This window comes from Bathymodiolus japonicus methanotrophic gill symbiont (genome assembly GCF_019721995.1).
Classification (GTDB): Bacteria; Pseudomonadota; Gammaproteobacteria; order Methylococcales; family Methylomonadaceae; genus Methyloprofundus.
This window is the reverse complement of sequence record NZ_BLYC01000012.1, coordinates 75640-98708: the sequence shown is the minus strand read 5'-3', so window position 1 is coordinate 98708 and position 23069 is coordinate 75640. Positions and strand designations below refer to the sequence as shown.

The 23069-nt window shown below is 42.8% G+C and carries 29 protein-coding genes and 4 pseudogenes; 16 read left to right on the top strand and 17 right to left on the bottom strand.

From position 1 onward, the window contains the following. Positions 1-56: 56 nt before the first annotated feature. Positions 57-1355 (bottom strand): transposase, encoded by a 1299-nt coding sequence (locus tag K6984_RS16340; RefSeq protein ID WP_221894003.1) that lies wholly within the window; start codon positions 1353-1355, stop codon positions 57-59. 130 nt (positions 1356-1485) lie between these two features. Between K6984_RS16340 and K6984_RS16335 the strand changes: the two genes are divergently transcribed. The 4 genes and pseudogenes from K6984_RS16335 to K6984_RS16325 all read left to right on the top strand — a co-directional run. Continuing rightward, the gene (locus tag K6984_RS16335) at positions 1486-1716 is read left to right on the top strand and encodes a hypothetical protein (RefSeq protein ID WP_221896485.1); all 231 of its coding nucleotides are present in this window, start codon (positions 1486-1488) and stop codon (positions 1714-1716) included. Between the two features lie 170 nt (positions 1717-1886). Next, positions 1887-2720 (top strand): annotated as a pseudogene (locus tag K6984_RS16330) (IS1634 family transposase); the annotation flags it as partial. A gap of 147 nt (positions 2721-2867) precedes the next feature. Then, complete coding sequence (locus K6984_RS33895) at positions 2868-2993, top strand: hypothetical protein (RefSeq protein WP_263458779.1); 126 nt, start codon at positions 2868-2870, stop codon at positions 2991-2993. Further along, positions 2984-3994 (top strand): annotated as a pseudogene (locus K6984_RS16325) (IS1634 family transposase); the annotation flags it as partial. The gene K6984_RS33895 and the pseudogene K6984_RS16325, both read left to right, overlap by 10 nt. On the opposite strand, the gene K6984_RS16320 reads toward K6984_RS16325, so the two are convergent. Beyond that, positions 3895-4182, bottom strand: a complete 288-nt coding sequence (locus K6984_RS16320; RefSeq protein WP_221896482.1) for a hypothetical protein — start codon at positions 4180-4182, stop codon at positions 3895-3897. The pseudogene K6984_RS16325 and the gene K6984_RS16320 overlap by 100 nt on opposite strands. On the opposite strand from K6984_RS16320, the gene K6984_RS33890 reads away from it, so the two are divergent. Together K6984_RS33890 and K6984_RS16315 are read left to right on the top strand one after the other, a co-directional pair. Continuing rightward, positions 4139-4264, top strand: a complete 126-nt coding sequence (locus K6984_RS33890) for a hypothetical protein (RefSeq protein ID WP_263458778.1) — start codon at positions 4139-4141, stop codon at positions 4262-4264. The genes K6984_RS16320 and K6984_RS33890 overlap by 44 nt on opposite strands. Before the next feature lie 336 nt (positions 4265-4600). After that, a pseudogene (locus K6984_RS16315) lies at positions 4601-5434 on the top strand (nucleotide sugar dehydrogenase); the annotation flags it as partial. Positions 5435-5455: 21 nt separating this feature from the next. On the opposite strand, the gene K6984_RS16310 reads toward K6984_RS16315, so the two are convergent. Further along, the gene (locus K6984_RS16310) at positions 5456-6004 is read right to left on the bottom strand and encodes a hypothetical protein (RefSeq protein ID WP_221896481.1); all 549 of its coding nucleotides are present in this window, start codon (positions 6002-6004) and stop codon (positions 5456-5458) included. 139 nt (positions 6005-6143) lie between these two features. Then, the gene (locus tag K6984_RS16305) at positions 6144-7157 is read right to left on the bottom strand and encodes a transposase (protein WP_221896480.1); all 1014 of its coding nucleotides are present in this window, start codon (positions 7155-7157) and stop codon (positions 6144-6146) included. A gap of 72 nt (positions 7158-7229) precedes the next feature. Between K6984_RS16305 and K6984_RS16300 the strand changes: the two are divergent. Further along, positions 7230-7703, top strand: a pseudogene (locus K6984_RS16300) (UDP binding domain-containing protein); the annotation flags it as partial. 1 nt (position 7704) lies between these two features. Continuing rightward, positions 7705-8709: an NAD-dependent epimerase gene (locus K6984_RS16295; protein WP_221896479.1), complete on the top strand. Its 1005-nt coding sequence runs from the start codon at positions 7705-7707 to the stop codon at positions 8707-8709. Here K6984_RS16295 and K6984_RS16290 read toward each other — a convergent pair. Continuing rightward, positions 8681-8914 (bottom strand): hypothetical protein, encoded by a 234-nt coding sequence (locus K6984_RS16290; RefSeq protein ID WP_221896478.1) that lies wholly within the window; start codon positions 8912-8914, stop codon positions 8681-8683. The two genes, K6984_RS16295 and K6984_RS16290, sit on opposite strands and share 29 nt — an antisense overlap. Between K6984_RS16290 and K6984_RS16285 the strand changes: the two genes are divergently transcribed. Further along, entirely contained in the window at positions 8871-9014 is a 144-nt protein-coding gene (locus tag K6984_RS16285; RefSeq protein ID WP_221896477.1) for a hypothetical protein, read from the top strand. The genes K6984_RS16290 and K6984_RS16285 overlap by 44 nt on opposite strands. Positions 9015-9049: 35 nt before the next feature. On the opposite strand, the gene K6984_RS16280 is transcribed toward K6984_RS16285, so the two are convergent. The 5 genes from K6984_RS16280 to K6984_RS16260 all read right to left on the bottom strand — a co-directional run bounded on the left by K6984_RS16280 (position 9050) and on the right by K6984_RS16260 (position 14320). Next, a complete protein-coding gene (locus tag K6984_RS16280) occupies positions 9050-9307 on the bottom strand; it encodes a hypothetical protein (protein ID WP_221896476.1) in 258 nt (85 codons plus the stop codon). A gap of 1768 nt (positions 9308-11075) precedes the next feature. Beyond that, a complete protein-coding gene (locus tag K6984_RS16275) occupies positions 11076-12035 on the bottom strand; it encodes a DHH family phosphoesterase (RefSeq protein WP_221896475.1) in 960 nt (319 codons plus the stop codon). Then, entirely contained in the window at positions 12032-12664 is a 633-nt protein-coding gene (cysC, locus tag K6984_RS16270; protein WP_221896474.1) for an adenylyl-sulfate kinase, read from the bottom strand. Before cysC ends, K6984_RS16275 begins: the two co-directional genes overlap by 4 nt. A 298-nt stretch (positions 12665-12962) precedes the next feature. Further along, complete coding sequence (locus tag K6984_RS16265) at positions 12963-13553, bottom strand: efflux RND transporter periplasmic adaptor subunit (RefSeq protein WP_263458777.1); 591 nt, start codon at positions 13551-13553, stop codon at positions 12963-12965. A 176-nt stretch (positions 13554-13729) separates the two neighbouring features. After that, the gene (locus K6984_RS16260; protein ID WP_221896472.1) at positions 13730-14320 is read right to left on the bottom strand and encodes an efflux RND transporter periplasmic adaptor subunit; all 591 of its coding nucleotides are present in this window, start codon (positions 14318-14320) and stop codon (positions 13730-13732) included. 264 nt (positions 14321-14584) lie between these two features. On the opposite strand from K6984_RS16260, the gene K6984_RS16255 reads away from it, so the two are divergent. Beyond that, complete coding sequence (locus K6984_RS16255; protein ID WP_221896471.1) at positions 14585-15100, top strand: DUF4136 domain-containing protein; 516 nt, start codon at positions 14585-14587, stop codon at positions 15098-15100. A gap of 266 nt (positions 15101-15366) precedes the next feature. Here K6984_RS16255 and K6984_RS16250 read toward each other — a convergent pair whose 3' ends face one another. Next, positions 15367-15633, bottom strand: a complete 267-nt coding sequence (locus K6984_RS16250; protein ID WP_221896470.1) for a hypothetical protein — start codon at positions 15631-15633, stop codon at positions 15367-15369. Between K6984_RS16250 and K6984_RS16245 the strand changes: the two genes are divergently transcribed. Both K6984_RS16245 and K6984_RS16240 read left to right on the top strand, forming a co-directional pair. Then, the gene (locus K6984_RS16245; RefSeq protein WP_221896469.1) at positions 15590-15781 is read left to right on the top strand and encodes a hypothetical protein; all 192 of its coding nucleotides are present in this window, start codon (positions 15590-15592) and stop codon (positions 15779-15781) included. The two genes, K6984_RS16250 and K6984_RS16245, sit on opposite strands and share 44 nt — an antisense overlap. Beyond that, positions 15691-16704, top strand: coding sequence for an IS701 family transposase (locus K6984_RS16240; protein ID WP_476693194.1), 1014 nt, complete (start codon positions 15691-15693; stop codon positions 16702-16704). The genes K6984_RS16245 and K6984_RS16240 overlap by 91 nt, the downstream gene beginning before the upstream one ends. Positions 16705-17137: 433 nt before the next feature. On the opposite strand, the gene K6984_RS16235 is transcribed toward K6984_RS16240, so the two are convergent. The 4 genes from K6984_RS16235 to K6984_RS16225 form a co-directional block, all read right to left on the bottom strand. Then, the gene (locus K6984_RS16235; protein WP_221896467.1) at positions 17138-18454 is read right to left on the bottom strand and encodes a transposase; all 1317 of its coding nucleotides are present in this window, start codon (positions 18452-18454) and stop codon (positions 17138-17140) included. Continuing rightward, a complete protein-coding gene (locus K6984_RS16230; protein ID WP_221896466.1) occupies positions 18436-18585 on the bottom strand; it encodes a hypothetical protein in 150 nt (49 codons plus the stop codon). The genes K6984_RS16235 and K6984_RS16230 overlap by 19 nt, the downstream gene beginning before the upstream one ends. Positions 18586-18612: 27 nt before the next feature. Continuing rightward, complete coding sequence (locus K6984_RS33885) at positions 18613-18741, bottom strand: hypothetical protein (RefSeq protein ID WP_263458596.1); 129 nt, start codon at positions 18739-18741, stop codon at positions 18613-18615. A gap of 89 nt (positions 18742-18830) precedes the next feature. After that, positions 18831-19109: a hypothetical protein gene (locus tag K6984_RS16225; RefSeq protein ID WP_221896465.1), complete on the bottom strand. Its 279-nt coding sequence runs from the start codon at positions 19107-19109 to the stop codon at positions 18831-18833. A gap of 12 nt (positions 19110-19121) precedes the next feature. On the opposite strand from K6984_RS16225, the gene K6984_RS16220 reads away from it, so the two are divergent. Both K6984_RS16220 and K6984_RS16215 read left to right on the top strand, forming a co-directional pair. Beyond that, positions 19122-19262, top strand: a complete 141-nt coding sequence (locus K6984_RS16220; RefSeq protein ID WP_221896464.1) for a hypothetical protein — start codon at positions 19122-19124, stop codon at positions 19260-19262. Positions 19263-19897: 635 nt separating this feature from the next. Continuing rightward, the gene (locus K6984_RS16215; RefSeq protein WP_230988128.1) at positions 19898-20518 is read left to right on the top strand and encodes a YqaA family protein; all 621 of its coding nucleotides are present in this window, start codon (positions 19898-19900) and stop codon (positions 20516-20518) included. A 101-nt stretch (positions 20519-20619) separates the two neighbouring features. Here the strand turns inward: K6984_RS16215 and K6984_RS16210 are convergent, their stop codons facing one another. Together K6984_RS16210 and K6984_RS16205 are read right to left on the bottom strand one after the other, a co-directional pair. Beyond that, a complete protein-coding gene (locus K6984_RS16210; RefSeq protein ID WP_221896494.1) occupies positions 20620-21477 on the bottom strand; it encodes a transposase in 858 nt (285 codons plus the stop codon). After that, the gene (locus tag K6984_RS16205) at positions 21458-22306 is read right to left on the bottom strand and encodes a transposase (protein ID WP_221896463.1); all 849 of its coding nucleotides are present in this window, start codon (positions 22304-22306) and stop codon (positions 21458-21460) included. The genes K6984_RS16210 and K6984_RS16205 overlap by 20 nt, the downstream gene beginning before the upstream one ends. A gap of 139 nt (positions 22307-22445) precedes the next feature. On the opposite strand from K6984_RS16205, the gene K6984_RS16200 reads away from it, so the two are divergent. Further along, positions 22446-22754 (top strand): hypothetical protein, encoded by a 309-nt coding sequence (locus K6984_RS16200; RefSeq protein WP_221893923.1) that lies wholly within the window; start codon positions 22446-22448, stop codon positions 22752-22754. After that, positions 22754-23047 (top strand): hypothetical protein, encoded by a 294-nt coding sequence (locus tag K6984_RS16195; protein ID WP_221896462.1) that lies wholly within the window; start codon positions 22754-22756, stop codon positions 23045-23047. Before K6984_RS16200 ends, K6984_RS16195 begins: the two co-directional genes overlap by 1 nt. Positions 23048-23069: the final 22 nt, after the last annotated feature.

Sequence of the window (23069 nt, the reverse complement as noted above, 5' to 3'; positions counted from 1 at the left end):
ATTACACCGATAAAATTACAACAACCTCAGAATACCTGATTTTACCTTCTCAATCATCAGTGTTCCCCTATCAATTGAGGCCGTGAAACTAACCTCGCCACAAGAGAGCTCATAAAGCACTGTAAAGACATTCCTGTTATTATTGCGTTTTGAACTGCCCGAATGGTATACGAGCTGATACGAGATATTCTTGCCTGGAAAAATAATGGATTCACAAAACGATCTCGTTTTTGAGCCTGTTGCTGCCTTATCTCCAGAGCCTCGCTATATTTTTTATCCGATGGATGAATCAATTCTGGCTGTTGTGTTTTTGAAATCTCTTCAAATACGCGCATTAAATTATAGCTCATTGCAGTCAGGCGCATTTGATTTTCAAGTGAGCGGGTATTGGAAGACCAAGCTTTAGTTTCCTTGAAATTACTTTTAGTGTTATTGAATGTCTTTTCAATCGTCCATCGCTTGAAATACAGCATGGCAATGGTTCCAGGGTTAATAGTCATTGGCAAGGTTGTCACAAACCGGTGAAGTTTTCCGGTTTCTGGATCACGGTAATCCACCACGTTAAATTTGATGCCCTTGTTTTCGTACACACTGTATGCTTCAACCCCTGTATTGATCTCATGGCGGGAGTCAAAAGGGATAGACTCAACCAGAGTCGCAATTGAATTTTCTTTTAGCATTGAAATCATGTAATTAGCATGTCGTTTCTGCCGATCCCACCAGACAAAGTCGGTGACGGCTTTATCGTAGACATAGAGATGTTTCTGAGAGCTGTTATTTCCCTTGTTTTGCTTTTCAATATGATCTCGTAACACAGGTATTTCTTGATGCCTCTGAGTTCCGTTTGTCACCAGACAAAGAAATCTGAGCAACCCACTTCTGAGATTCAACGCGTAAATCCCCCCGGCCGCATAAACTTTCCCCTTGCTGTTTTTTTCAGTATGGCAGGCATGATCAATAAAATGTCCATCCGCTGCTTCTATGGTGTATTCGTCAAGTTCTGGGAATGCTTTAAGATAATCAATGCCTTGCGATAGCAGTGTTTCAGAGTGAAGATGGTAGCTCTGCTGTTCAAATGCCTCAAGCATACTTGTTCGTCTATGCGACTTCAGTGATTTAAAATACGTTGAGTGGGGAAGCAGCTGGCCATAAATCTGTTCATTGGTTTGGAGGAAATGGCGACCACTATCGACTACACTGATACAGCGTAATAACCCAAGGCGAATAAAGTCGATATCCTTCAACTCTGGGCATGAACGAGCCCACAAAGGATGACGCTCTGCTAACAGGGCACGTTCCATACTTTCATTGCAGTGTTGGTGAATATGTTCAGAGAGTGGTAGGTCTTTAAGCATGGGTGATATCCGTTTATGAGGTGATTAAAACGGAAATTTTTAGAAAAATTTTTTCGGCAATTGCAAGCTTTATTTGAAATTATTTGTTGTTTTTTTACGGTGCCTACAGAGTGTCTATTTGCTGTTATAAGTGATTAAAATCAAAAATATGGAAATATTCGAGTGGTGCTACCTTCAGGTAGGTTATAGGCTGCTTTGTTTAGGTACTTCTTCTTTCAATGGGAACACTGATGTTCTCAATATCAAAAACCTGATTTTACCTTCTCAATATCAAAAACTTGAACATCGAGTTTTAGGCTTAGCGTTTAAAGCGGATATTGATGACTTAAGAGAAAGTCCTGCCGTAGGCATCCGCACTTAACCTATCTTCGTCACTTTTATCTCTTCAAGTCATTGATTTATAATTCGCATTAAAAATTCATCGTAAAAATCCCTTTAGAATCAATGGTGTTTTTTTTGAGGGTCTCTGTAGTGCCATCTTAACTTGCTCTGACCCTTGATTTTCCCTGATTTTTCACCGATGCTAGTGGTATGTATATTCGAAGAACCAAAACAAAAAGCCTTGAAGACGGCTCAGCTTATTTCACTTACCGCATTGTAGAATCTGTGCGTATAGGAAAACAAGTCAAGCAACGTACATTGCTCAATATAGGTGCGGACTTTACGATTGATAAAAAGTACTGGCCCTTGCTGACGGCCAGAATCGAACAATTACAGCAAGGTTTGGAACCACATCAGGAAGAGCTATTCAATTTAGCCGATGATTTAAATCAACTTCTGGAAGCAACAGCCCAGCGCTATAGCTCACTGATGACTGCAAAACTGTCACAACCGCTAGATTCAAAAACAACAACGCGAGATTTTCATCATGTCGATATTAATCATGTCGAAGCCATTAATGCCCGTAGTATTGGTGTTGAAACCCTGGCACTGCATGCCGCACAGCAGTTACAGCTAGACGAAAAACTCATGGCGCTGGGCTTTAATAAAGTAGATACGGCGACGGCCCTGGGCACTATCATAGGACGTATGGTTTCACCCGGCAGTGAACTGCAAACACATGACTGGTTGCAAAATCGAACAGGCCTGGGCGAATTACTGGGTCATGACTACGGTAACACCAGCCTGACGCGATTATATACAGTCAGTGACAAGCTACTCAAACATCAGGCAACTCTTGAATATTTTCTGGCTGACCGAGAGCAGACGTTGTTCAATTTAAACCGCAAGATTGTATTGTACGATCTGACCAATACTTATTTTGAAGGCCAGTGCGCCCGAAACCCGAAAGCGAAATTCGGTCGCTCTAAAGAGAAACGCACTGATTGCCCGTTGGTTACTCTGGGGCTGGTTCTGGATGGTGACGGCCGCTGTCAGCCCCGGACGGGCTGATAGTCTCCAGAAGGCGCAGGGAAATTTGCCAATCCGAAGTGCGCGATAGCGCGCGAGGGAGGCTAAAATTTTATCCCGAATAGCCGTAGAGCCATTTGTGGTAGCCATGACTGAGCTGCTTTGTGCTCAGTCTGTGGCGGACGCAGGGCGGCTGGAGCATCTCCTATTCGCTGCGTAGGTGAACGAATTACGGCGACAGGAGTCCCGGAATTTCGTGAGGTAGCATGGCGCGCCTGTTTCCATTGAGTAGTCAGGTTTTTCCCGGCAACGCCAGTGAGCCCGCGACCTTGAAACTGATGCTTGACGAACTGCGAGACAAGGATCCCTTTCATCAAATAAAGCCGGTGGTTATCATGGATGCCGGCATTGCCAGCGCTGACAATATTGCCTGGTTAATCGAACAAGATTATCATTATCTCGTTGTCAGTCGAGAACAACATGTAAAAAACCCAAGAGATCAGAAAACTCCGGTAGCGGTCAGGGATACCCGGGACAGCAATGTTGTTGTTTATCGTGAAGTTGATCAAGAAACCGGGGAAACCCGACTCTATTGTCATTCAGAACAAAAAGCAAAAAAAGAACAAGGTATCCGTAATCGCTTCCATGCTCGTCTGGAAGAGGTCCTGGAAAAACTGCACACAGGTCTGAGCAAAAAAGGCACCCTTAAAAAATACGACAAAATACTGGAACGTATCGGACGACTACGTGAAAAACATAGCCGTGTTGCTGCAGATTACACCATTAACGTTATCGCGGATGACAAAAAAAACAAAGCCATCGGTATAGAATGGCAACGTAAACCTGAAAGTGACCAAAAAGATAAGCACTGTGGTGTTTACTGCCTAAGAACGAATATCCCTGACTGGTCGGAAGAACAGTTATGGCTAACCTATACCATGCTGACTGAGATTGAAGCGACCTTTAGAAGCCTGAAAACCGAGCTAGGCTTGCGCCCTGTCTATCACAAAAAAGAAGAGCGGGTTACCGGACACCTATTCATCACATTATTAGCTTACCACCTGGTACATGTACTGCGTTATCAACTTAGATTGCAGGACATCCATCTAAGCTGGGAAAGCATTCGCAACAGGATGTCGACCCAGCAACGCATGACCATTACTTTACCCACGGATAACGATACAATCATTCACCTGCGAACCACAAGCAAAGCAGAAACCAGACAAAAACAAATATACACTGCGTTGAATATTAACCCCGACCCGACGCTGAAAATCATGGAAACGTAGCTTAGCGAAGTGGTGATTTTTAGTCCCTGATAGGCGACAGGGCAATTCGCTGATTCGACGTGTGCTAGCAGCACGCGAGAGGAGCAAGAATTGCATTCCGAATAGCCGTCCAGCCAGTGAGGTAGTAATGACGAAGCGGCTTTTGTGCGTAGTCGTTGCGGACGCAGGGCGCTCAGGGCATCTCCCATCCGCTGCGTAGGTGAACGAATTATGGCGACAGGAGTCCCGGAATTTCGTGAGGTAGCATGGCGCGCCTGTTGGAAAAGTTAAAACGATCGTTGATATGAAACCTGTAGTGCCAACTGGGGCCGATTGAAAAATTTAACTCATTGAAATAATGGGAAATTGACTGTATATGTCACGAAGATAGGTTAAGGTAATTCAAGAAAAATTCGGTGAAGTGCTGATTGTGGAGCCTAATATTAAAGAATTGCCTACACGCTTACAAGCCGGAAATGTGCAATTAGTGAGCCTTGGAGAAAGCCTGGAGAGGGCGAATATTATCGTGACCTTAACGGACCATTCTATTTTAAGCAGGTGAAGCAATCGGTATTGCAAGAGAAAGTGATCATTGATGCGCGCGGTATCTGGGAAAAGGACTAATTGATGTTAGGAAAGATAAAAATTGCCATGATAGGCTTAGGCTATGTGGGCCTGCCTTTAGCCGTTGAGTTTGGCAAAAAATATAATACAGTAGGGTTTGATATTAATCAGGCGCGGATTGATCAGTTAAAATCAGGCCATGACCATACTCTGGAAGTGAGTGATGAGGAGCGTGCAGAAGCAAAACAATTAAGCTATACCCCTAATACTGAAGATATTAGTTTATGTAATATTTATATAGTAACTGTTCCAACGCCGATCAATGAATATAAGCAACCTGATTTAACTCCATTGGAAAAAGCCAGCTGCTTAATAGCTAAGGTTATTAAGCAGGGTGATATTGTTATTTATGAATCAACGGTTTATCCGGGTGCAACAGAAGAAGTGTGTGTGCCGATTATAGAGCAGGATTCTGCGCTAGTGTTTAATAAGGATTTTTTTGTAGGCTACAGCCCAGAGCGTATAAACCCAGGCGATAAAGAGCACCGCGTAACAAATATTTTAAAAGTAACATCTGGTTCGACGGATGAAATTGCCGAGCAGGTTGATCAGCTATATAAAAGTATTATTACGGCAGGGACCTACAAAGCGAGTAGCATTAAAGTCGCAGAAGCGGCAAAGGTGATCGAAAATACCCAGCGTGATGTCAATATCGCGCTAATAAACGAGCTTGCGCTAATCTTTAATCGTTTAGGTATTGATACCGAAGAAGTATTGCAGGCTGCGGGGACAAAATGGAATTTTTTACCTTTCCGTCCTGGGCTAGTGGGCGGGCATTGTATAGGTGTTGATCCGTATTATTTAACCTATAACTCGATGTTCAAGTTTTTCCATCCCATTGCCATCAAACTCTTACCTTCACCCAGTAGAACAATACTTTAATGATGCTGTTGGCCCTAAGCGCCCTAAATCTCTGCCAATCATATGTTTTCCTGATGGCATCAGTTGAAACACATCCTTTATTAATTCACCTAACTCTTTCAGCTTATCACCAGGATCTGGAAACTCTAGCAATGACGTGATGAACTCAAGCAGTACATCCATTTGAGACTTGCGCTGTAAGCTTCCTACGGTATACGCAGGTAGTTTGCTTTCAATGCGGGCTATTTGCTCTGGGTGAAGGAGAAGGCAATGGTCAAACAAAAGACTCAGAATCAGGCCACGGCTTGATCCCTCTTCATCTAATTGTTTGGCCTCACGCCCCCATCCTTCATAAAGCTTCCAGTCCTCAAAGAAAACCTCAATCAGCCATCTCAACGTATAGGCCTGAATAATATCTTGTGTGCGCCAAGTCAGGTCTGTCGCCACTAAATAGCGATAGTCGTTTTCACCGTCATATTTTAAGGCAATGACAAAGCGTTTTTTACTGTGAGAACTCACCTTTAATCGTGCACTGCTGACAGTCACTCGCTGAAAATCAGGGAAACGGAGCCTAAGCGAAGTGATGATTTTTAGTCCGCGATAGCCGTAGGGCCGTTATTTTGTCGGAGTCTGAGCGTTAGCGAAGGTGGAGACAAAATAAAAGGCCATCCGACACGGCGTCAAGTCATTTGGAGCCTATGTTCCGACCCCTTGTTGGGTCGGGACGAGGTGACGAGGACGAATCGGGGCCGCCGGAGGCATAAGTGGTCGCGTTAAGTTTTTGCTGCTTGCTTGGGCTGGGATGCCCAAAACAAGCTTTCGCAAAAATAGCGACTCCCCGATTAATCTCTTTGCCGCCACGTACACGTATTATCTGATCAATGCCTTTGTTAATCGAATTAAAGTAGCTCTCGACTGACCTTATTCTACCTCTGTATTCAATATTTTGGTTTTTACGTAATTGGCTAATCACCTGCGAGCCTCCAGATTCTTTAGCGGCTTCGTCCATAAAGGCTTTTTCACCATACAGCGCATCAGCCAGTACGCCTTTAATTTTAATCAGGCTATGCGCAACTTTAAACTCTTTTAATAAGCCTAATGCAATCTCTGTTTTGGTTGGGTAGGCACTGTCACGTTCAGGCTTAATAGGCCGATCTTTTTTTGCTATACCGCTCTTTTTCAACCGTTTATCTTCTTTATCCCACTGCTTTAAGGCTGGATCCGGCATATAAAAGAAAAAACCGACAGGCACTGTAATGGATGAGGTAACTAGCAGCAATAATACTATCGTTTGTCCATTAACATACCCGCCGGAGCCTTTGTGTTTCTGCTTGTAAACCTTATAAATACGTTTTGTAGACTTAGATCGTGCTCGGTCTGATTCATCAAAGGCCAACACACCTTCAGTAATGCCATAACGTTTTAAAATTAAGACCACACTCACCCGTAGCAACCAGTCCCAGGGTATACTTGCTTTACGAAACACCCAGGATAATGCGGCTACTTTGCAATCTCCAAGGCTTGCTCGCTCAAACTTAGCCCAGCAAACAGAGTTCATTAGCAGTATGCCCGTTAAACAAGCGCCCAACCAAGCGGCTTGAATCCGTGTCAAAGCGGCTCCGGGTTTTAGCTGATTGAGCGCATCATTTAAATCGTCAATATAGCTTTGGATAAAGGTGGCTGGGGCATTCATTAACATGGGCTTACACCGATAAAATTACAACAACCTCAGAATACCTGATTTTACCTTCTCAATATCAAAAACTTGAACATCGAGTATAAAGCACAGTCCATCGGCTATAACCCGGAAATTATCTTATCCGGTCGACGTATTAATGATGGTATGGGCGAATATGTGGTTTCGCGTTTAATTAAGCTGATGTTAAAAAACCGCTTGCATGTCCGTGAATCTGACATTTTAATTATGGGCCTGACTTTTAAAGAAAACTGTCCTGATTTACGTAATACGCGAGTGGTCGATATAATTAATGAATTACAAACTTATGGGGTTAATATCCATGTTTATGACCCTTGGGTTGATCCAGAAGAGGCACAGGCTGAGTACGGCATTAAACCAATAGCGACACTAGAAGAAGGCAGGTTTGATGCTGTCTTATTAGCAGTTGCACATGAACAATTTAAAAAAATGCATATTGCACAGATTAGAGCTTTAGGTAAACCTGACTCAGTCATCTACGATCTTAAATATTTATTTCCAGCAGAACTAACAGACGAGCGTTTATAAAATGAAAGTAATGGTTACTGGCACAGCCGGTTTTATTGGTAATCACCTGGCGATAAAATTATTAGAGCGCGGCGATGAAGTGATAGGCATTGATAATCTTAATGATTATTATGATGTTAATTTAAAATTAGCACGCTTAGATCGAATAAAAGATCATCAAAACTATACTGATGTGCGAGCCGATATTGCGGATAGAGAATGTATGGAGCAGCTATTTAAACAGCATCAGCCGCAGCGCGTCGTGAACCTGGCTGCTCAGGCGGGCGTGCGATACTCTATCGAAAATCCACATGCGTATATAGAAAGTAATATAGTGGGCTTTTTAAATATACTAGAGGGCTGTCGGCATCATAATGTAGAACATTTGGTGTACGCATCGAGTAGTTCGGTGTATGGTGCGAATGAGACCATGCCTTTTTCTGTGTATGATAATGTCGATCACCCCTTAAGCTTATATGCCGCGTCCAAAAAATCTAACGAATTGATGGCGCATACCTACAGTAATCTCTATAACTTGCCAACAACGGGCTTGCGTTTTTTTACCGTCTATGGTCCCTGGGGGAGACCGGATATGGCTTTGTTTTTATTTACCAAAGCGATAAAAGAAGGCAAGAAACTTCAGGTATTTAATTATGGTAAGCATCGGAGAGACTTTACCTATATAGATGATATCGTTGAAGGTGTAATTAGAACACTGGATAATATTGCCCAGCCTAATCCTGACTGGAGCGGTAAAAATCCGGATTCTGGAACTAGCAAGGCTCCTTGGCGAGTTTATAATATTGGCAACCAGAGCCCTGTGGAGTTGATGGATTATATAGAAACTCTGGAAAAATACCTGGGTAAAACTGCAGAAAAAGAACTATTACCTTTACAACCAGGTGATGTACCCGATACCTATGCTGATGTAGAAGCGCTAGTACAAGATGTAGGCTACAAACCCGATACAACGATCGAACAGGGCATAGAGAAATTTGTCACCTGGTACAATGAATACTATCGCTGAAAATCATGGAAACGGAGCTTAGCGAAGTGGTGATTTTTAGTCCCTGATAGGCGACAGAGCAATTCGCTGATTCGACGTGTGCTAGCAGCACGCGAGAGGAGCAAGAATTGCATTCCGAATAGCCGTCCAGCCAGTGAGGTAGTAATGACGAAGCGGCTTTTGTGCGTAGTCGTTGCGGACGCAGGGCGTTCAGGGCATCTCCCATCCGCTGCGTAGGTGAACTAATTATGGCGACAGGAGTCCCGGAATTTCGTGAGGTAGCATGGCGCGCCTGCAACTTAATGCGGATTTGCATAAAGTTGTAGGCCTAGTTTAGTTACAGTAAGTATTTAATAAAATGTTATCCAGGACATGCATCAGATTGACCAAACAATATTGCATCTATTTTAATATCACCAGCGCCATTAGTGCCATTACAATACCAGAAGCTAGTCGGGATGGCATCCTCATCAACATACAGTTCATAGGTGTAATCAACTGAACCATCTTTGGTAGGATATGTGTAGGTAATAGTATGAGCAGCCGCATCTGATGACCAGGTTCCGATTTTTTTGGTTGGATCAATAGAAGGACTGATACCTCGTTTCCAGTCAATCAAATCGCCATTTTATTTATGGTATTCTTGTGATTTTTCTCCTTGAGTTACACAAACGGTGGTAAAGGATAATCTAGCGTCAGGATCCATTACTTGAGTGCTACTACAATTAGCATTGGCATTGCCTAAGAGCACAAGGCTCGTTAGAGTAATATAACTTATTGTACCGAGTAGATTTTTCATTTTTAACTCCATTGGAAATCGAGGGTCTAAATCACAGTATATTTGAAACAATTGTTAAACTGAAGTTTCCTGGTTTTTAAAGCATAAGAATATCAGTTAATGCTTATTTTTCATTAATATTAGATATTACTAATATTAATGGCATTCCGTTGACTAAAAGCCTTGAATTCTTTTTAAAAACAACAGGTTAATCGTGAGTGAGGCCTGGTTTCAGTGTATAATGAAAGTTTATAACACATTGATTATAGAAATAAAACGACCTCATTCATGTTCATTTTACGCGATATTTTACTCCCGCTTCAAGATCATTTTTCCGAAACCACTTTAGGCCGCGAACGAGCCTCTTTGTTCGTTTACACGATCCTGTCCATTATCGTTCCTTTTACGTCATCAGTGACCTCTAATCTTTGGCGTTTGCCTTGATACGTTTGTTTGGGTTTGAGATCAAGAAATAAGCGCTTTTACACTTTCATGGCTTCTTCCAAACCTTTGCCGTGGGCTGGGCTGTGGAAACTATCTGGGAGCTGATGTCCGTCTCCTGAAACCGATGGGCGCATATTGTTTGCACTGGATGACTACATTTCACTAAAGTAGTCAAAAATAATCTTCGGCTGTGAAGCCATTTTTGACCACGCGGCCAATCGACATCAAGCAAATAGCCATGGGCACAAAATATTTGTATCGGTAGGTTGCTGAAACTCGATGTTCAAGTTTTTGAGATTAGAAAAGGTAAAAATCAGGTATCTGAGTTGTTGTAATTTTTATCGGTGTCCCCATGTTAATGAATGCCCCAGCCCCTTTATTCCAAAGCTATATTTTGACGATTTAAATGATGCCGCTCAATCAGCTAAACCCGGAGCCGCTTTGACACGGATCAAGCCGCTTGGTTGGGCACTTGTTTACGGGCATTCTGCCTAATGAACTCTGTTTGCTGGGCTACGTTTGAGCGAGCAAGCCTTGGAGATTGCAAAGTAGCCGCATTATCCTGGGTGTTTCGGTAAAAGCAAGTATACCCTGTGACTGGTTGCTACGGGTGGAGTGGTGGGTCTTAATTTTAAAAACGTTATGGCATTACTGAAGCTGAAGTTTTCCCATTATTGAAGTAGCTGAAATACACATGCTGGTGTATCGATGTTTATTTTAGGTGGTTTTTGCCATGTTTATAACTCGATGTTCAAGTTTTTTTCCATCCCATTGCCATCAACTCTTACTTCACACCACAGAACAATACTTTAAATGATGCTGTTTTGGCCCTAAGGCGGCCCTAAATCTCCTGCCGTCATATGTTTTCCCTGATGGCAATCAGTTGAAACACATCCGCCTGAAAATCATCACTTCCGCTTAGGCCTATTTCCTACGTTTCCCTGATTTTTCAGCGGGGGCGAGCCAGTTTCGCCTTTTCAGATATCCGCCGCATCATTGCCGAAGCGGCTTTGGATCCGGATTTTGAAAGGGTTTGCCCCAAATACAGCAGCTCCCCTGTAAATTCGGTGGTAGCCGTTTTATTGCGAATGGTTGCTTGATGAATTTCTAAGAAACTTCAGTTGTTAAATACAATGCCTGAAAAAAACAGTTTTTCTGTTGCTGCCTAATTTGAATAGGTTTGTGCAAATTTTTTAATAAAATGGTTTAAATTTTCTGTTACTAAATGATTAATACCTGCCGCTGCGCTACGACCTCCACCGGTAGGGAATGATGCACAAAGTTGATCCGCTTTTGTTTTATTATTTACCGGAGCCCTGACACTGACTTGATAGTCATTATCTGGTGTAAAAGTGAGTACTGCATGCGCTCTATCTGGGTGCTGATTAGCGAGGTCATTGCTAAAAACACCACTGACACGTCTTGCCCAGGTTTGGTCAGTTAGTATAAAAACGGCAATGTTTTCGTTGTTGTATTCTGCTTGTACTTGTTCAGCACGTTGCATATCCTCTAAATATCCATTTTCTAATTGCTGATAAATAGGCTGATTATTAGCTATAAAATCAAGTGGTGAGGAATAAATAGCCATTTCAAGATAGAGTCTATCTGGGGCAAAGTGCAAGTCTGCCAGACAGCTACCATAGCCATTGTAATTAACATAAGTACCCAGCTTTGTAAGCTGCTCCAGTATTTCCGCACTGATATTTATGCTGGAGGCAAGCTGTTCTGCACTAGCATGCAGGTTATCACCAAAAGCTGCGGTAATAGCCCATAAAGGAAACTGGCCTTGCAAGTGCTGGTTAATAATTAAGCTGGTGCAGGTATCTTCGCTGGTATTAATCAGCGCGGTAAAGTTTGGGTGATAGGGTATATCACCAGGCTGATGATGGTCTGCATAAAAAATATGGGCACCACTTTGCAGAAAAGCAGTCACTTCTTGTATGTTTTTATGCAGGGAAATATCTAAAGCTGTTAATTGATCTCCAGCCTGGATATTAATTTTATTTAGTAATTGTATATCCCGTTTTATGCCAGTGACTAGGGTGGATTCAAGTGGCTCATCAAGGCGTAGCTGAACTAAGGCACAGATGCCGTCTGCATCGCCATTAAAGACATCGTAGTTCATTGTGCTACTTTGTTTTCGGAAAGGATATGTCGGTCACGTAATAATGCAATCACTTGCTCGGCGCTTTCTTCAAGAGATAGAGAGTTGGTATCAACTTTTAATTCCGGCTTTACTGGCGCTTCGTAGGGCGATGAAATCCCGGTAAAGTCTTTAATTTCGCCATTACGGGCTCTTTTATAAAGGCCTTTGAGATCTCTTGTTTCGCAGACTTCTAACGGACAATAGCAGTGTATTTCAATAAAATCACCGTGTGGCATCAGGCTTCTGGCCATTTCCCGCTCTTCTTTAAAAGGTGATATAAAAGCTGTTAGAGTAATGACGCCTGCTTCTAACATTAGCTTTGCAGCTTCACTGATGCGGCGGATATTTTCTTTTCGATCCCTGTCGCTAAAACCTAGGTCTTTATTTAGCCCGTGGCGCACATTATCACCGTCGAGTACAAAAGTATTTAGACCAAGCAGGTAGAGTTTTTCTTCTACCGCATGCGCAAGAGTTGACTTTCCTGATCCCGATAGGCCGGTAAACCAGAGCACAACAGACTTATGGTGGTTTTTTTCTTCTCTGCGCTTTCTGCTTACTGTGAATTGATGCCAGACGACATTGCTGGATTTTTCAGCTTGTTTATTCATATTCGGAGAATTTATAAAGGTAGAATGTTTAGGAGCTGAAGTTTCCCAATAATTATTTATGGTAAAATTGAAACTATGCTACAACTATATGAAAAAAACAGTCTTTTCATTCGTTTCAAATGCTATTGCCTAAGGGGAATTAAGTAGGGGTTTGCTATAAACATGGCAAAACCACCTAAAATAAACCTCGATACACCAGCATTGTGTATTTCAGCTACTCAATAATTGGGAAACTTCAGCAATGGAAATAACGCTGGCGAAAATCGGACGTTCGATAAAAAATCGAGAAAACATAACCTTATCCTGCTGTTGATTCTGTTATAGGCTGTACTACGCTGCCGGGTCTGGCTTGTTGCAAGCCATTAATAATGACTTTATCTTCAGCTTTAATTCCCTGCTCAATAACGACCATGCCATCAATGCACTGCCCTAGCGTAACAGGGCGTTTTTCCACCTTGTTTTCCTTATTAACCACTAATACATAACGCCCACTTTGGTCTGCAGCGATGGCACGCTCACTGACTAATAATGCATCTGGCGTTTCACCTATAGGCAAGCGTAAACGGACAAACAGGCCGGGTAGCAAGCGCACTGGCTTCTCAGTATTTGAAAAAACACCACGTGATTCTATGGTACCGGTACTGGTATTGATTGATGACTCGCCAAAATCTAATATGCCTTCGTGCGGGTAGCCTTCCTCATTTGCTAGCCCTAAGAAGAGAGGAATATGTAATTCTTGATCAGACATTGTGTCAGAGTCATGTCCTTGTTCCACAGACTCCTCATTACGTAACTCCAGCAAGCTTAGTAAATCACGTTCATTTAAGTGAAAATAAGCATACATGGGTTTGTATTCGGTTATGGAGGTTAATAAACTGAGGTTTCCCAATATTTATTTATGGTAGAATTTAAACAATGCCGCAACTATATGAAAAAAATAATCTTTTCATTCGTTTCAAATGCTTTCGCCTAAGGGTACTTAAATGGGGGTTTGCTATAAACATGGCAAAGCCACCTAAAATAAACCCCGACGTGCCAGCGTTGCGAGCTTTAGCTACTCAATAATTAAGAAACTTCAGTTAATAAAGTAGCCTCCCCTTCACCAACTAGGTTACCAACATCGACCAGATTTCTTCCTACACGGCCACTGATCGGAGCCATTACCTGAGTATATTCCATTTGAATTTCTGCACTACGTACCCGGGCAGCTTTAAGGCCAATTGCAGATTGTGCAACATCACGCTCAGTTGAATGGCGTAGATGCTCGGTTTTAGAAATATAATTTTTCTGTATTAATTTATCGGCGCGATCCAGTTCTGCCTGAGCTCGTTTCAACTTGGCTCTGGCACTGGCTAACTCGGCCTGATAAGGCTCCGGATCAATAACAAATAGTAAATCTCCCTGCTCTACATGAACACCCGGAAAAAAGTGCATACTTTCTAATATACCAGAAACCCTGGCTCTAACTTCAGCATAACCTACCGACTGTGTAGTCCCGGTAAATTCTAGATAGTCGGTAACACTCTGCTGTATTGGCTTACTAACGGTGACTTCTGGGGCTGGCGGTGCAATATATTCATTTCTTGATTCACAGGCAGATAAAAACAATAACAGCAAAGTAGTCAGTAATTGGCCATAGCCACGGGATAGAAACAAGCTCATAGTATACCTAAGTGATATGATGTGATGTGTAGTGAGACAGAATAGACTTATTAAATCACAAGCCCATGACAAGTAGAATATTTTTATTGCTATCACTCTATATTAATTTATAGCTTTAATTAGAGGGCTTTTCTACAAACTAGTCTTGCTGCCGGCAATATTCCAATGGAATCACTGCATCTTTTAGGGTAAAGTAATATTTCTATAAACAATTATATTGATCATCCAATGAAAAAATTTTACGCTCCTTTTGCACTATTGCTGCTTACTGTACTACTTTCAGCATGTACTAATACAAAAGACATAGAAGTAGAGACAGCATCTGACCCTAAAGTTAACCTGTCCGCTTATTCAACTTACGCCTGGTTAGGATCTGCAGAGATACTAAACGATCCGGAAGGAAAATGGCAGCCTGCAAAATTTGATATCTCCAGCGACATTAAATTTCTGATAGACAGCGAATTACGCGATAGCGGCCTGACTGAAGTGGCAGACGCGGATGCAGAAGTTGCAATCAGCTTCTTTACTGGTGTCGATATGGCGGCTCAAGAGTTAAAAGCTGATCCGGAAACAGATGTGGAGATCCCTGAAAATGTGCCAAAAGCAGCGTTAATCGTTGTCGCTCTGGATATTAAAACGGGGTTTGTTATCTGGATAGGCGTAGCGACGGGTAACGTCAATGAAAACTCTACCGTTGCAGAAAAAAAGGCGCGTATAGCTTATGCTGTGAAGAAGATGTTTAACCCACGCTTTTATGATTCATGGTTTAAATAAAACCTATATTGTAGTTGGGGTGCCTTTCAAGTCACCCTACTCCTTTAGTCCCACCACGAGACAGTGTGAAGCTAAAAACCCTACTTTCTATGTTTCAGGATTAAGGATTTAATAAAAAACCGAAAACCAGGGTGTGCTAAGCAACAAAACGCATCACATATAATAGTGCGCTTCTTTGCCTAAGATATATAGTTTTAGGTATCAAAAATCTTGGTTCCTTAGCTAATACACAGCCTACACACTTAGTTCGGGCAATAATAGTCACATCATTCCAACTCGTGAAAGATAAAGCTTATGCCTATCAATCGAAATTCCGTACTACCGCTGAAAATCATGGAAACGGAGCTTAGCGAAGTGGTGATTTTTAGTCCCTGATAGGCGACAGGGCAATTCGCTGATTCGACGTGTGCTAGCAGCACGCGAGAGGAGCAAGAATTGCATTCCGAATAGCCGTCCAGCCAGTGAGGTAGTAATGACGAAGCGGCTTTTGTGCGTAGTCGTTGCGGACGCAGGGCGTTCAGGGCATCTCCCATCCGCTGCGTAGGTGAACGAATTATGGCGACAGGAGTCCCGGAATTTCGTGAGGTAGCATGGCGCGCCTGGGCTGTGAAGCCATTTTTGACCACGCGGCCAAATCGAATCAAAGCAAATATCCATGGGCACAAAATATTGTATCGGTAGGGTTGCTGAAACAGGTCAAAGGTCGCTGGGCGTGCTTATTTTTAGATCTCCGATTTTATCTCCCCTTAAAAACAATTCAGGCAAAAAAAGAAACCGCCACGATAAGAGGTGATGTCGTTCCTTTCCAGACCAAGATGGCTCAGGCGGCTCAAATGCTGATTGCAATTGCAGAACATTTTTCCACCGCTCCGATATTGACAGTCACTGATAGCTGGTTTGGCAACAATGGCCTATGGAAGCCTGTTTACAAAGCTATCGGAAGCCGGTTTAATATTCTCTCTAGGTTAAGGTGCAATAATGTACTGTACGATCGTCCAGAAAAAAGAAAACCCAAGCAGAGGGGGCGGAATAAAAAGTACGGGCAGCGTCTGGGGGCAGCCACAGACATGGCAAAAACAGTACAACAAAAGGCCCGATCGTATACCGTGAATCTCTATGGAAAACAGCGTGAAGTCAGGGCTTATAGTCGCGTTGTCATGCTGAAAACATTGAAACGACCCGTTCAGGTTGTCTGGGTGTTTCGTCGCACACAGTGGATTGCTTTGTTTACGACCGATCTAAGTTTATCCGTCACACAGATTATTGAGTATTATGGTGCGCGATGGAAAATCGAATCCGGGTTCAAAGAGCTCAAGCAAGACATAGGGAGTCAGAAAAGTCAGTGTCGAAATGCGCAGGCAGTGACCAACCATTTGAACTTCTGTATGATGGCAACAACGCTGACGTGGATTTACGCGGATCGTTTAAAAACCGATCCGGAACGTCGGCACAAAGTGAAGGGGCGAGCCAGTTTCGCCTTTTCAGATATCCGCCGCATCATTGCCGAAGCGGCTTTGGATCCGGATTTTGAAAGGGTTTGCCCCAAATACAGCAGCTCCCCTGTAAATTCGGTGGTAGCCGTTTTATTGCGAATGGTTGCTTGATGAATTTCTAAGAAACTTCAGTTTTCAAAGGTAGCCATTGTTTTCCATAATCCTGAAATCCCTGAGCGTTTTTTTTCTCTGTGTATAACACTAACTGAAGTTTCCCAATAATTATTTATGGTAAAATTGAAACTATGCTACAACTATATGAAAAAAATAGTCTTTTCATTCGTTTCAAATGCTATTGCCTAAGGGGAATTACGTAGGGGGTTGCTATAAACATCATCAGTGTTCCCCTATCAATTGAGGCCGTGAAACTAACCTCGCCACAAGAGAGCTCATAAAGCACTGTAAAGACATTCCTGTTATTATTGCGTTTTGAACTGCCCGAATGGTATACGAGCTGATACGAGATATTCTTGCCTGGGAAAATAATGGATTCACAAAACGATCTCGTTTTTGAGCCTGTTGCTGCCTTATCTCCAGAGCCTCGCTATCGCTGAAAATCATGGAAACGTAGCTTAGCGAAGTGGTGATTTTTAGTCCCTGATAGGCGACAGGGCAATTCGCTGATTCGACGTGTGCTAGCAGCACGCGAGAGGAGCAAGAATTGCATTCCGAATAGCCGTCCAGCCAGTGAGGTAGTAATGACGAAGCGGCTTTTGTGCGTAGTCGTTGCGGACGCAGGGCGTTCAGGGCATCTCCCATCCGCTGCGTAGGTGAACGAATTATGGCGACAGGAGTCCCAGAATTTCGTGAGGTAGCATGGCGCGCCTGATTTTTTATCCGATGGATGAATCAATTCTAGCTGTTGTGTTTTTGAAATCTCTTCAAACACGCGCATTAAATTATAGCTCATTGCAGTCAGGCGCATTTGATTTTCAAATGAGCGGGTATTGGAAGACCAAGCTTTAGTTTCCTTGAAATTACTTTTAGTGTTATTGAATGTCTTTTCAATCGTCCATCGCTTGAAATACAGCATGGCAATGGTTCCAGGGTTAATAGTCATTGGCAAGGTTGTCACAAACCGGTGAAGTTTTCCGGTTTCTGGATCACGGTAATCCACTACGTTAAATTTGATGCCCTTGTTTTCGTACACACTGTATGCTTCAACCCCTGTATTGATCTCATGGCGGGAGTCAAAAGGGATAGACTCAACCAGAGTCGCAATTGAATTTTCTTTTAGCATTGAAATCATGTAATTAGCATGTCGTTTCTGCCGATCCCACCAGACAAAGTCGGTGACGGCTTTATCGTAGACATAGAGATGTTTCTGAGAGCTGTTATTTCCCTTGTTTTGTTTTTCAATATGATCTCGTAACACAGGTATTTCTTGATGTCTCTGAGTTCCGTTTGTCACCAGACAAAAAAATCTGAGCAACCCACTTCTGAGATTCAACGCGTAAATCCCCCCGGCCGCATAAACTTTCCCCTTGCTGTTTTTTTCAGTATGGCAGGCATGATCAATAAAATGTCCATCCGCTGCTTCTATGGTGTATTCGTCAAGTTCTGGGAATGCTTTAAGATAATCAATGCCTTGCGATAGCAGTGTTTCAGCGTGAAGATGATAGCTCTGCTGTTCAAATGCCTCAAGCATACTTGTTCGTCTATGCGACTTCAGTGATTTAAAATACGTTGAGTGGGGAAGCAGCTGGCCATAAATCTGTTCATTGGTTTGGAGGAAATGGCGACCACTATCGACTACACTGATACAGCGTAATAACCCAAGGCGAATAAAGTCGATATCCTTCAACTCTGGGCATGAACGAGCCCACAAAGGATGACGCTCTGCTAACAGGGCACGTTCCATACTTTCATTCGCTGAAAATCCTGGAAACGGAGCTTTAGCGAAGTGAAGATTTTTAGTCCGCGATAGCCGTAGGGCCGTTGTTTTTTCGGAGTCTGAGCGTTAGCGAAGGTGGAGACAAAATAAAAGGCCATCCGACACGGCGTCAAGTCATTTGGAGCCTATGTTCCGACCCCTTGTTGGGTCGGGACGAGGTGACGAGGACGAATCGGGGCCGCCGGAGGCATAAGTGGTCGCGTTAAGTTTTTGCTGCTTGCTTGGGCTGGGATGCCCAAAACAAGCTTTCGCAAAAATAGCGACTCCCCAAGCAGTGTTGGTGAATATGTTCAGAGAGTGGTAGGTCTTTAACCCATCTTCGTCACTATTGATGATGTAGTTGTTATAAATCAATTGGTTGAAATTTTAAAAAGTAGCCAGTTGGCACTACAGATTTTGTGTTTTTGTATAAAACGTTGGATTTTTTAGAGTATTTTTGTCGCATGTAAATTACACTCAAATAATGATGATTTTTTTGACAAAAGTCAATCGCTGTCAGCCCCGGACGGGCTGATAGTCTCCAGAAGGCGCAGGGAAATTTGCCAATCCGAAGTGCGCGATAGCGCGCGAGGGAGGCTAAAATTTTATCCCGAATAGCCGTAGAGCCATTTGTGGTAGCCATGACTGAGCTGCTTTGTGCTCAGTCTGTGGCGGACGCAGGGCGGCTGGAGCATCTCCTATTCGCTGCGTAGGTGAACGAATTACGGCGACAGGAGTCCCGGAATTTCGTGAGGTAGCATGGCGCGCCTGGAATTTATCGACAAAAATAATATAAATGGCACTACAAAACTTTCAAAAAAAACACCATTGATTTTAAAGAGAATTTTTCGACAAAAAATCGCTTAAACCGATGAATCAATGGCTTAGAAAGATGAAAGTGACGAAGATGGGTTAAGCATGGGTGATATCCGTTTATGAGGTGATTAAAACGGAAATTTTTAGAAAAATTTTTTCGGTAATTGCAAGCTTTATTTGAAATTATTTGTTGTTTTTTTACGGTGCCTACAGAGCATCTATTTGCTGTTATACGTGATTAAAATCAAAAAGATGGAAATATTCGAGTGGTGCTACCTTCAGGTAGGTTATAGGCTGCTTTGTTTAGGCACTTCTTCTTTCAATGGGAACACTGATGATAAACATGGCAAAACCACCTAAAATAAACCTCGATACACCAGCATTGTGTATTTCAGCTACTCAATAATTGGGAAACTTCAGTAACACTAATACCGCACTTATTTAACTTTGCGATGGCGGTGAACAAGACCTTAATTCAGGTGGATATAAAAGTCACGGCGCATCAATTACTTGGTTCAGTTACATAGTGTATTAAATAACAGTCAATTGCGGGTTATAGATGCATACTTTTTTAAAGTGTTCTGATAAAACATGAGATACTTATGCTAGTTTCTTATGTTTAACAAATACTATTATTCTATGTTTAAAAAACTCTACGACCAGGCCATACAGTGGTCTAAACACCGCCATGCTACAAAATATCTGGCGACATTAAGCTTTGCCGAGTCTTCTTTTTTTCCTGTGCCCCCTGATGTTATGCTGGCTCCCATGGTGCTGGCTCACCAGTCTAAAGCTTTGCGCCTGGCTTTAATTACTACCCTGGCATCGGTGTTAGGAGGGATGCTTGGTTATGCAATTGGTTATTTTGCATTTGATCTAATTCACCCCTGGCTGCAAGGTTCACATTACTGGTCAAAGTATCAACTTGCGGAGCAATGGTTTAAGGATTGGGGTTTCTGGGCTATTTTCATCTCAGGTTTTTCTCCCATACCTTATAAGGTTTTTACCATTGCGGCAGGGGCTTTATCCATGATGTTTTTGCCTTTTGTACTTGCTTCTTTTGTTGGACGGGGTGCTCGTTTCTTTCTGGTTGCTAGTTTATTGTCCTGGGGAGGCGAACGCTTTGAAAGCAAGTTACGCCAATATATGGATGTTATTGGCTGGGGCGTGGTAGTGTTAATTATTCTAGGCGTAGGTGTTTACAAATCTGAAGTTTCCCAATTATTGAGTAGCTGAAATACACAATGCTGGTGTATCGAGGTTTATTTTAGGTGGTTTTGCCATGTTTATACTCGATGTTCAAGTTTTTCCAGCCCATTGCCATCAAACTCTTACCTTCACCCAGCAGAACAATACTTTAATGATGGTGTTGGCTCTAAGCGCCCTAAATCTCTGCCAATCATATGTTTTCCTGATGGCATCAGTTGAAACACATCCTTTATTAATTCACCTAACTCTTTCAGCTTATCACCAGGATCTGGAAACTCTAGCAATGACGTGATGAACTCAAGCAGTACATCCATTTGAGACTTGCGCTGTAAGCTTCCTACGGTATACGCAGGTAGTTTGCTTTCAATGCGGGCTATTTGCTCTGGGTGAAGGAGAAGGCAATGGTCAAACAAAAGACTCAGAATCAGGCCACGGCTTGATCCCTCTTCATCTAATTGTTTGGCCTCACGCCCCCATCCTTCATAAAGCTTCCAGTCCTCAAAGAAAACCTCAATCAGCCATCTCAACGTATAGGCTTGAATAATATCTTGTGTGCGCCAAGTCAGGTCTGTCGCCACTAAATAGCGATAGTCGTTTTCACCGTCATATTTTAAGGCAATGACAAAGCGTTTTTTACTGTGAGAACTCACCTTTAATCGTGCACTGCTGACAGTCACTTTAATCTCTTTGCCGCCACGTACACGTATTATCTGATCAATGCCTTTGTTAATCGAATTAAAGTAGCTCTCGACTGACCTTATTCTACCTCTATATTCAATATTTTGGTTTTTACGTAATTGGCTAATCACCTGCGAGCCTCCAGATTCTTTAGCGGCTTCGTCCATAAAGGCTTTTTCACCATACAGCGCATCAGCCAGTACGCCTTTAATTTTAATCAGGCTATGCGCAACTTTAAACTCTTTTAATAAGCCTAATGCAATCTCTGTTTTGGTCGGGTAGGCACTGTCACGTTCGCTGAAAATCATGGAAACGGAGCTTAGCGAAGTGGTGATTTTTAGTCCCTGAAAGGCGACAGGGCAATTCGCTGATTCGACGTGTGCTAGCAGCACGCGAGAGGAGCAAGAATTGCATTCCGAATAGCCGTCCAGCCAGTGAGGTAGTAATGACGAAGCGGCTTTTGTGCGTAGTCGTTGCGGACGCAGGGCGTTCAGGGCATCTCCCATCCGCTGCGTAGGTGAACGAATTATGGCGACAGGAGTCCCGGAATTTCGTGAGGTAGCATGGCGCGCCTGCAGGCTTAATAGGCCGATCTTTTTTTGCTATACCGCTCTTTTTCAACCGTTTATCTTCTTTATCCCACTGCTTCAAGGCTGTATCCGGCATATAAAAGAAAAAACCGACAGGCACTGTAATGGATGAGGTAACTAGCAGCAATAATACTATCGTTTGTCCATTAACATACCCGCCGGAGCCTTTGTGTTTCTGCTTGTAAACCTTATAAATACGTTTTGTAGACTTAGATCGTGCTCGGTCTGATTCATCAAAGGCCAACACACCTTCAGTAATGCCATAACGTTTTAAAATTAAGACCACACTCACCCGTAGCAACCAGTCCCAGGGTATACTTGCTTTACGAAACACCCAGGATAATGCGGCTACTTTGCAATCTCCAAGGCTTGCTCGCTCAAACTTAGCCCAGCAAACAGAGTTCATTAGCAGTATGCCCGTTAAACAAGTGCCCAACCAAGCGGCTTGAATCCGTGTCAAAGCGGCTCCGGGTTTTAGCTGATTGAGCGCATCATTTAAATCGTCAATATAGCTTTGGATAAAGGTGGCTGGGGCATTCATTAACATGGGCTTACACCGATAAAATTACAACAACCTCAGAATACCTGATTTTACCTTCTCAATATCAAAAACTTGAACATCGAGTAAAAGTAATTTCAAGGAAACTAAAGCTTGGTCTTCCAATACCCGCTCACTTGAAAATCAAATGCGCCTGACTGCAATGAGCTATAATTTAATGCGCGTGTTTGAAGAGATTTCAAAAACACAACAGCCAGAATTGATTCATCCATCGGATAAAAAATATAGCGAGGCTCTGGAGATAAGGCAGCAACAGACCCAAAAACGAGATCGTTTTGTGAATCCATTATTTTTCCAGGCAAGAATATCTCGTATCAGCTCGTATACCATTCGAGCAGTTCAAAACGCAATAATAACAGGAATGTCTTTACAGTGCTTTATGAGCTCTCTTGTGGCGAGGTTAGTTTCACGGCCTCAATTGATAGGGGAACACTGATGGAATATATAGATAAGCAGTGCTTGCTTAAATTAAGGCAGGAAAAAGAAGGCAGCATGCCTGCAAAACGGTCAACTGACAGTGTGGAAAAGTCCAGTCAGGTGTCGAGTCCAGGTGCGGCGATTGAGGAACAGTTTCAGTTCGAGGATGAGCAACAGATGAAACCGGTTCACAACGCGCCGCACGTGAATGTACCCAGAGCATTTGATTATGTCAATCCAAAGCTGTCCAATATGCAGCGCCAGTTAGATGAACATAATAGAGAATTACAGAAACTGCAAAACGCACAGTAGTGATTGCCTATAACATTTGTGT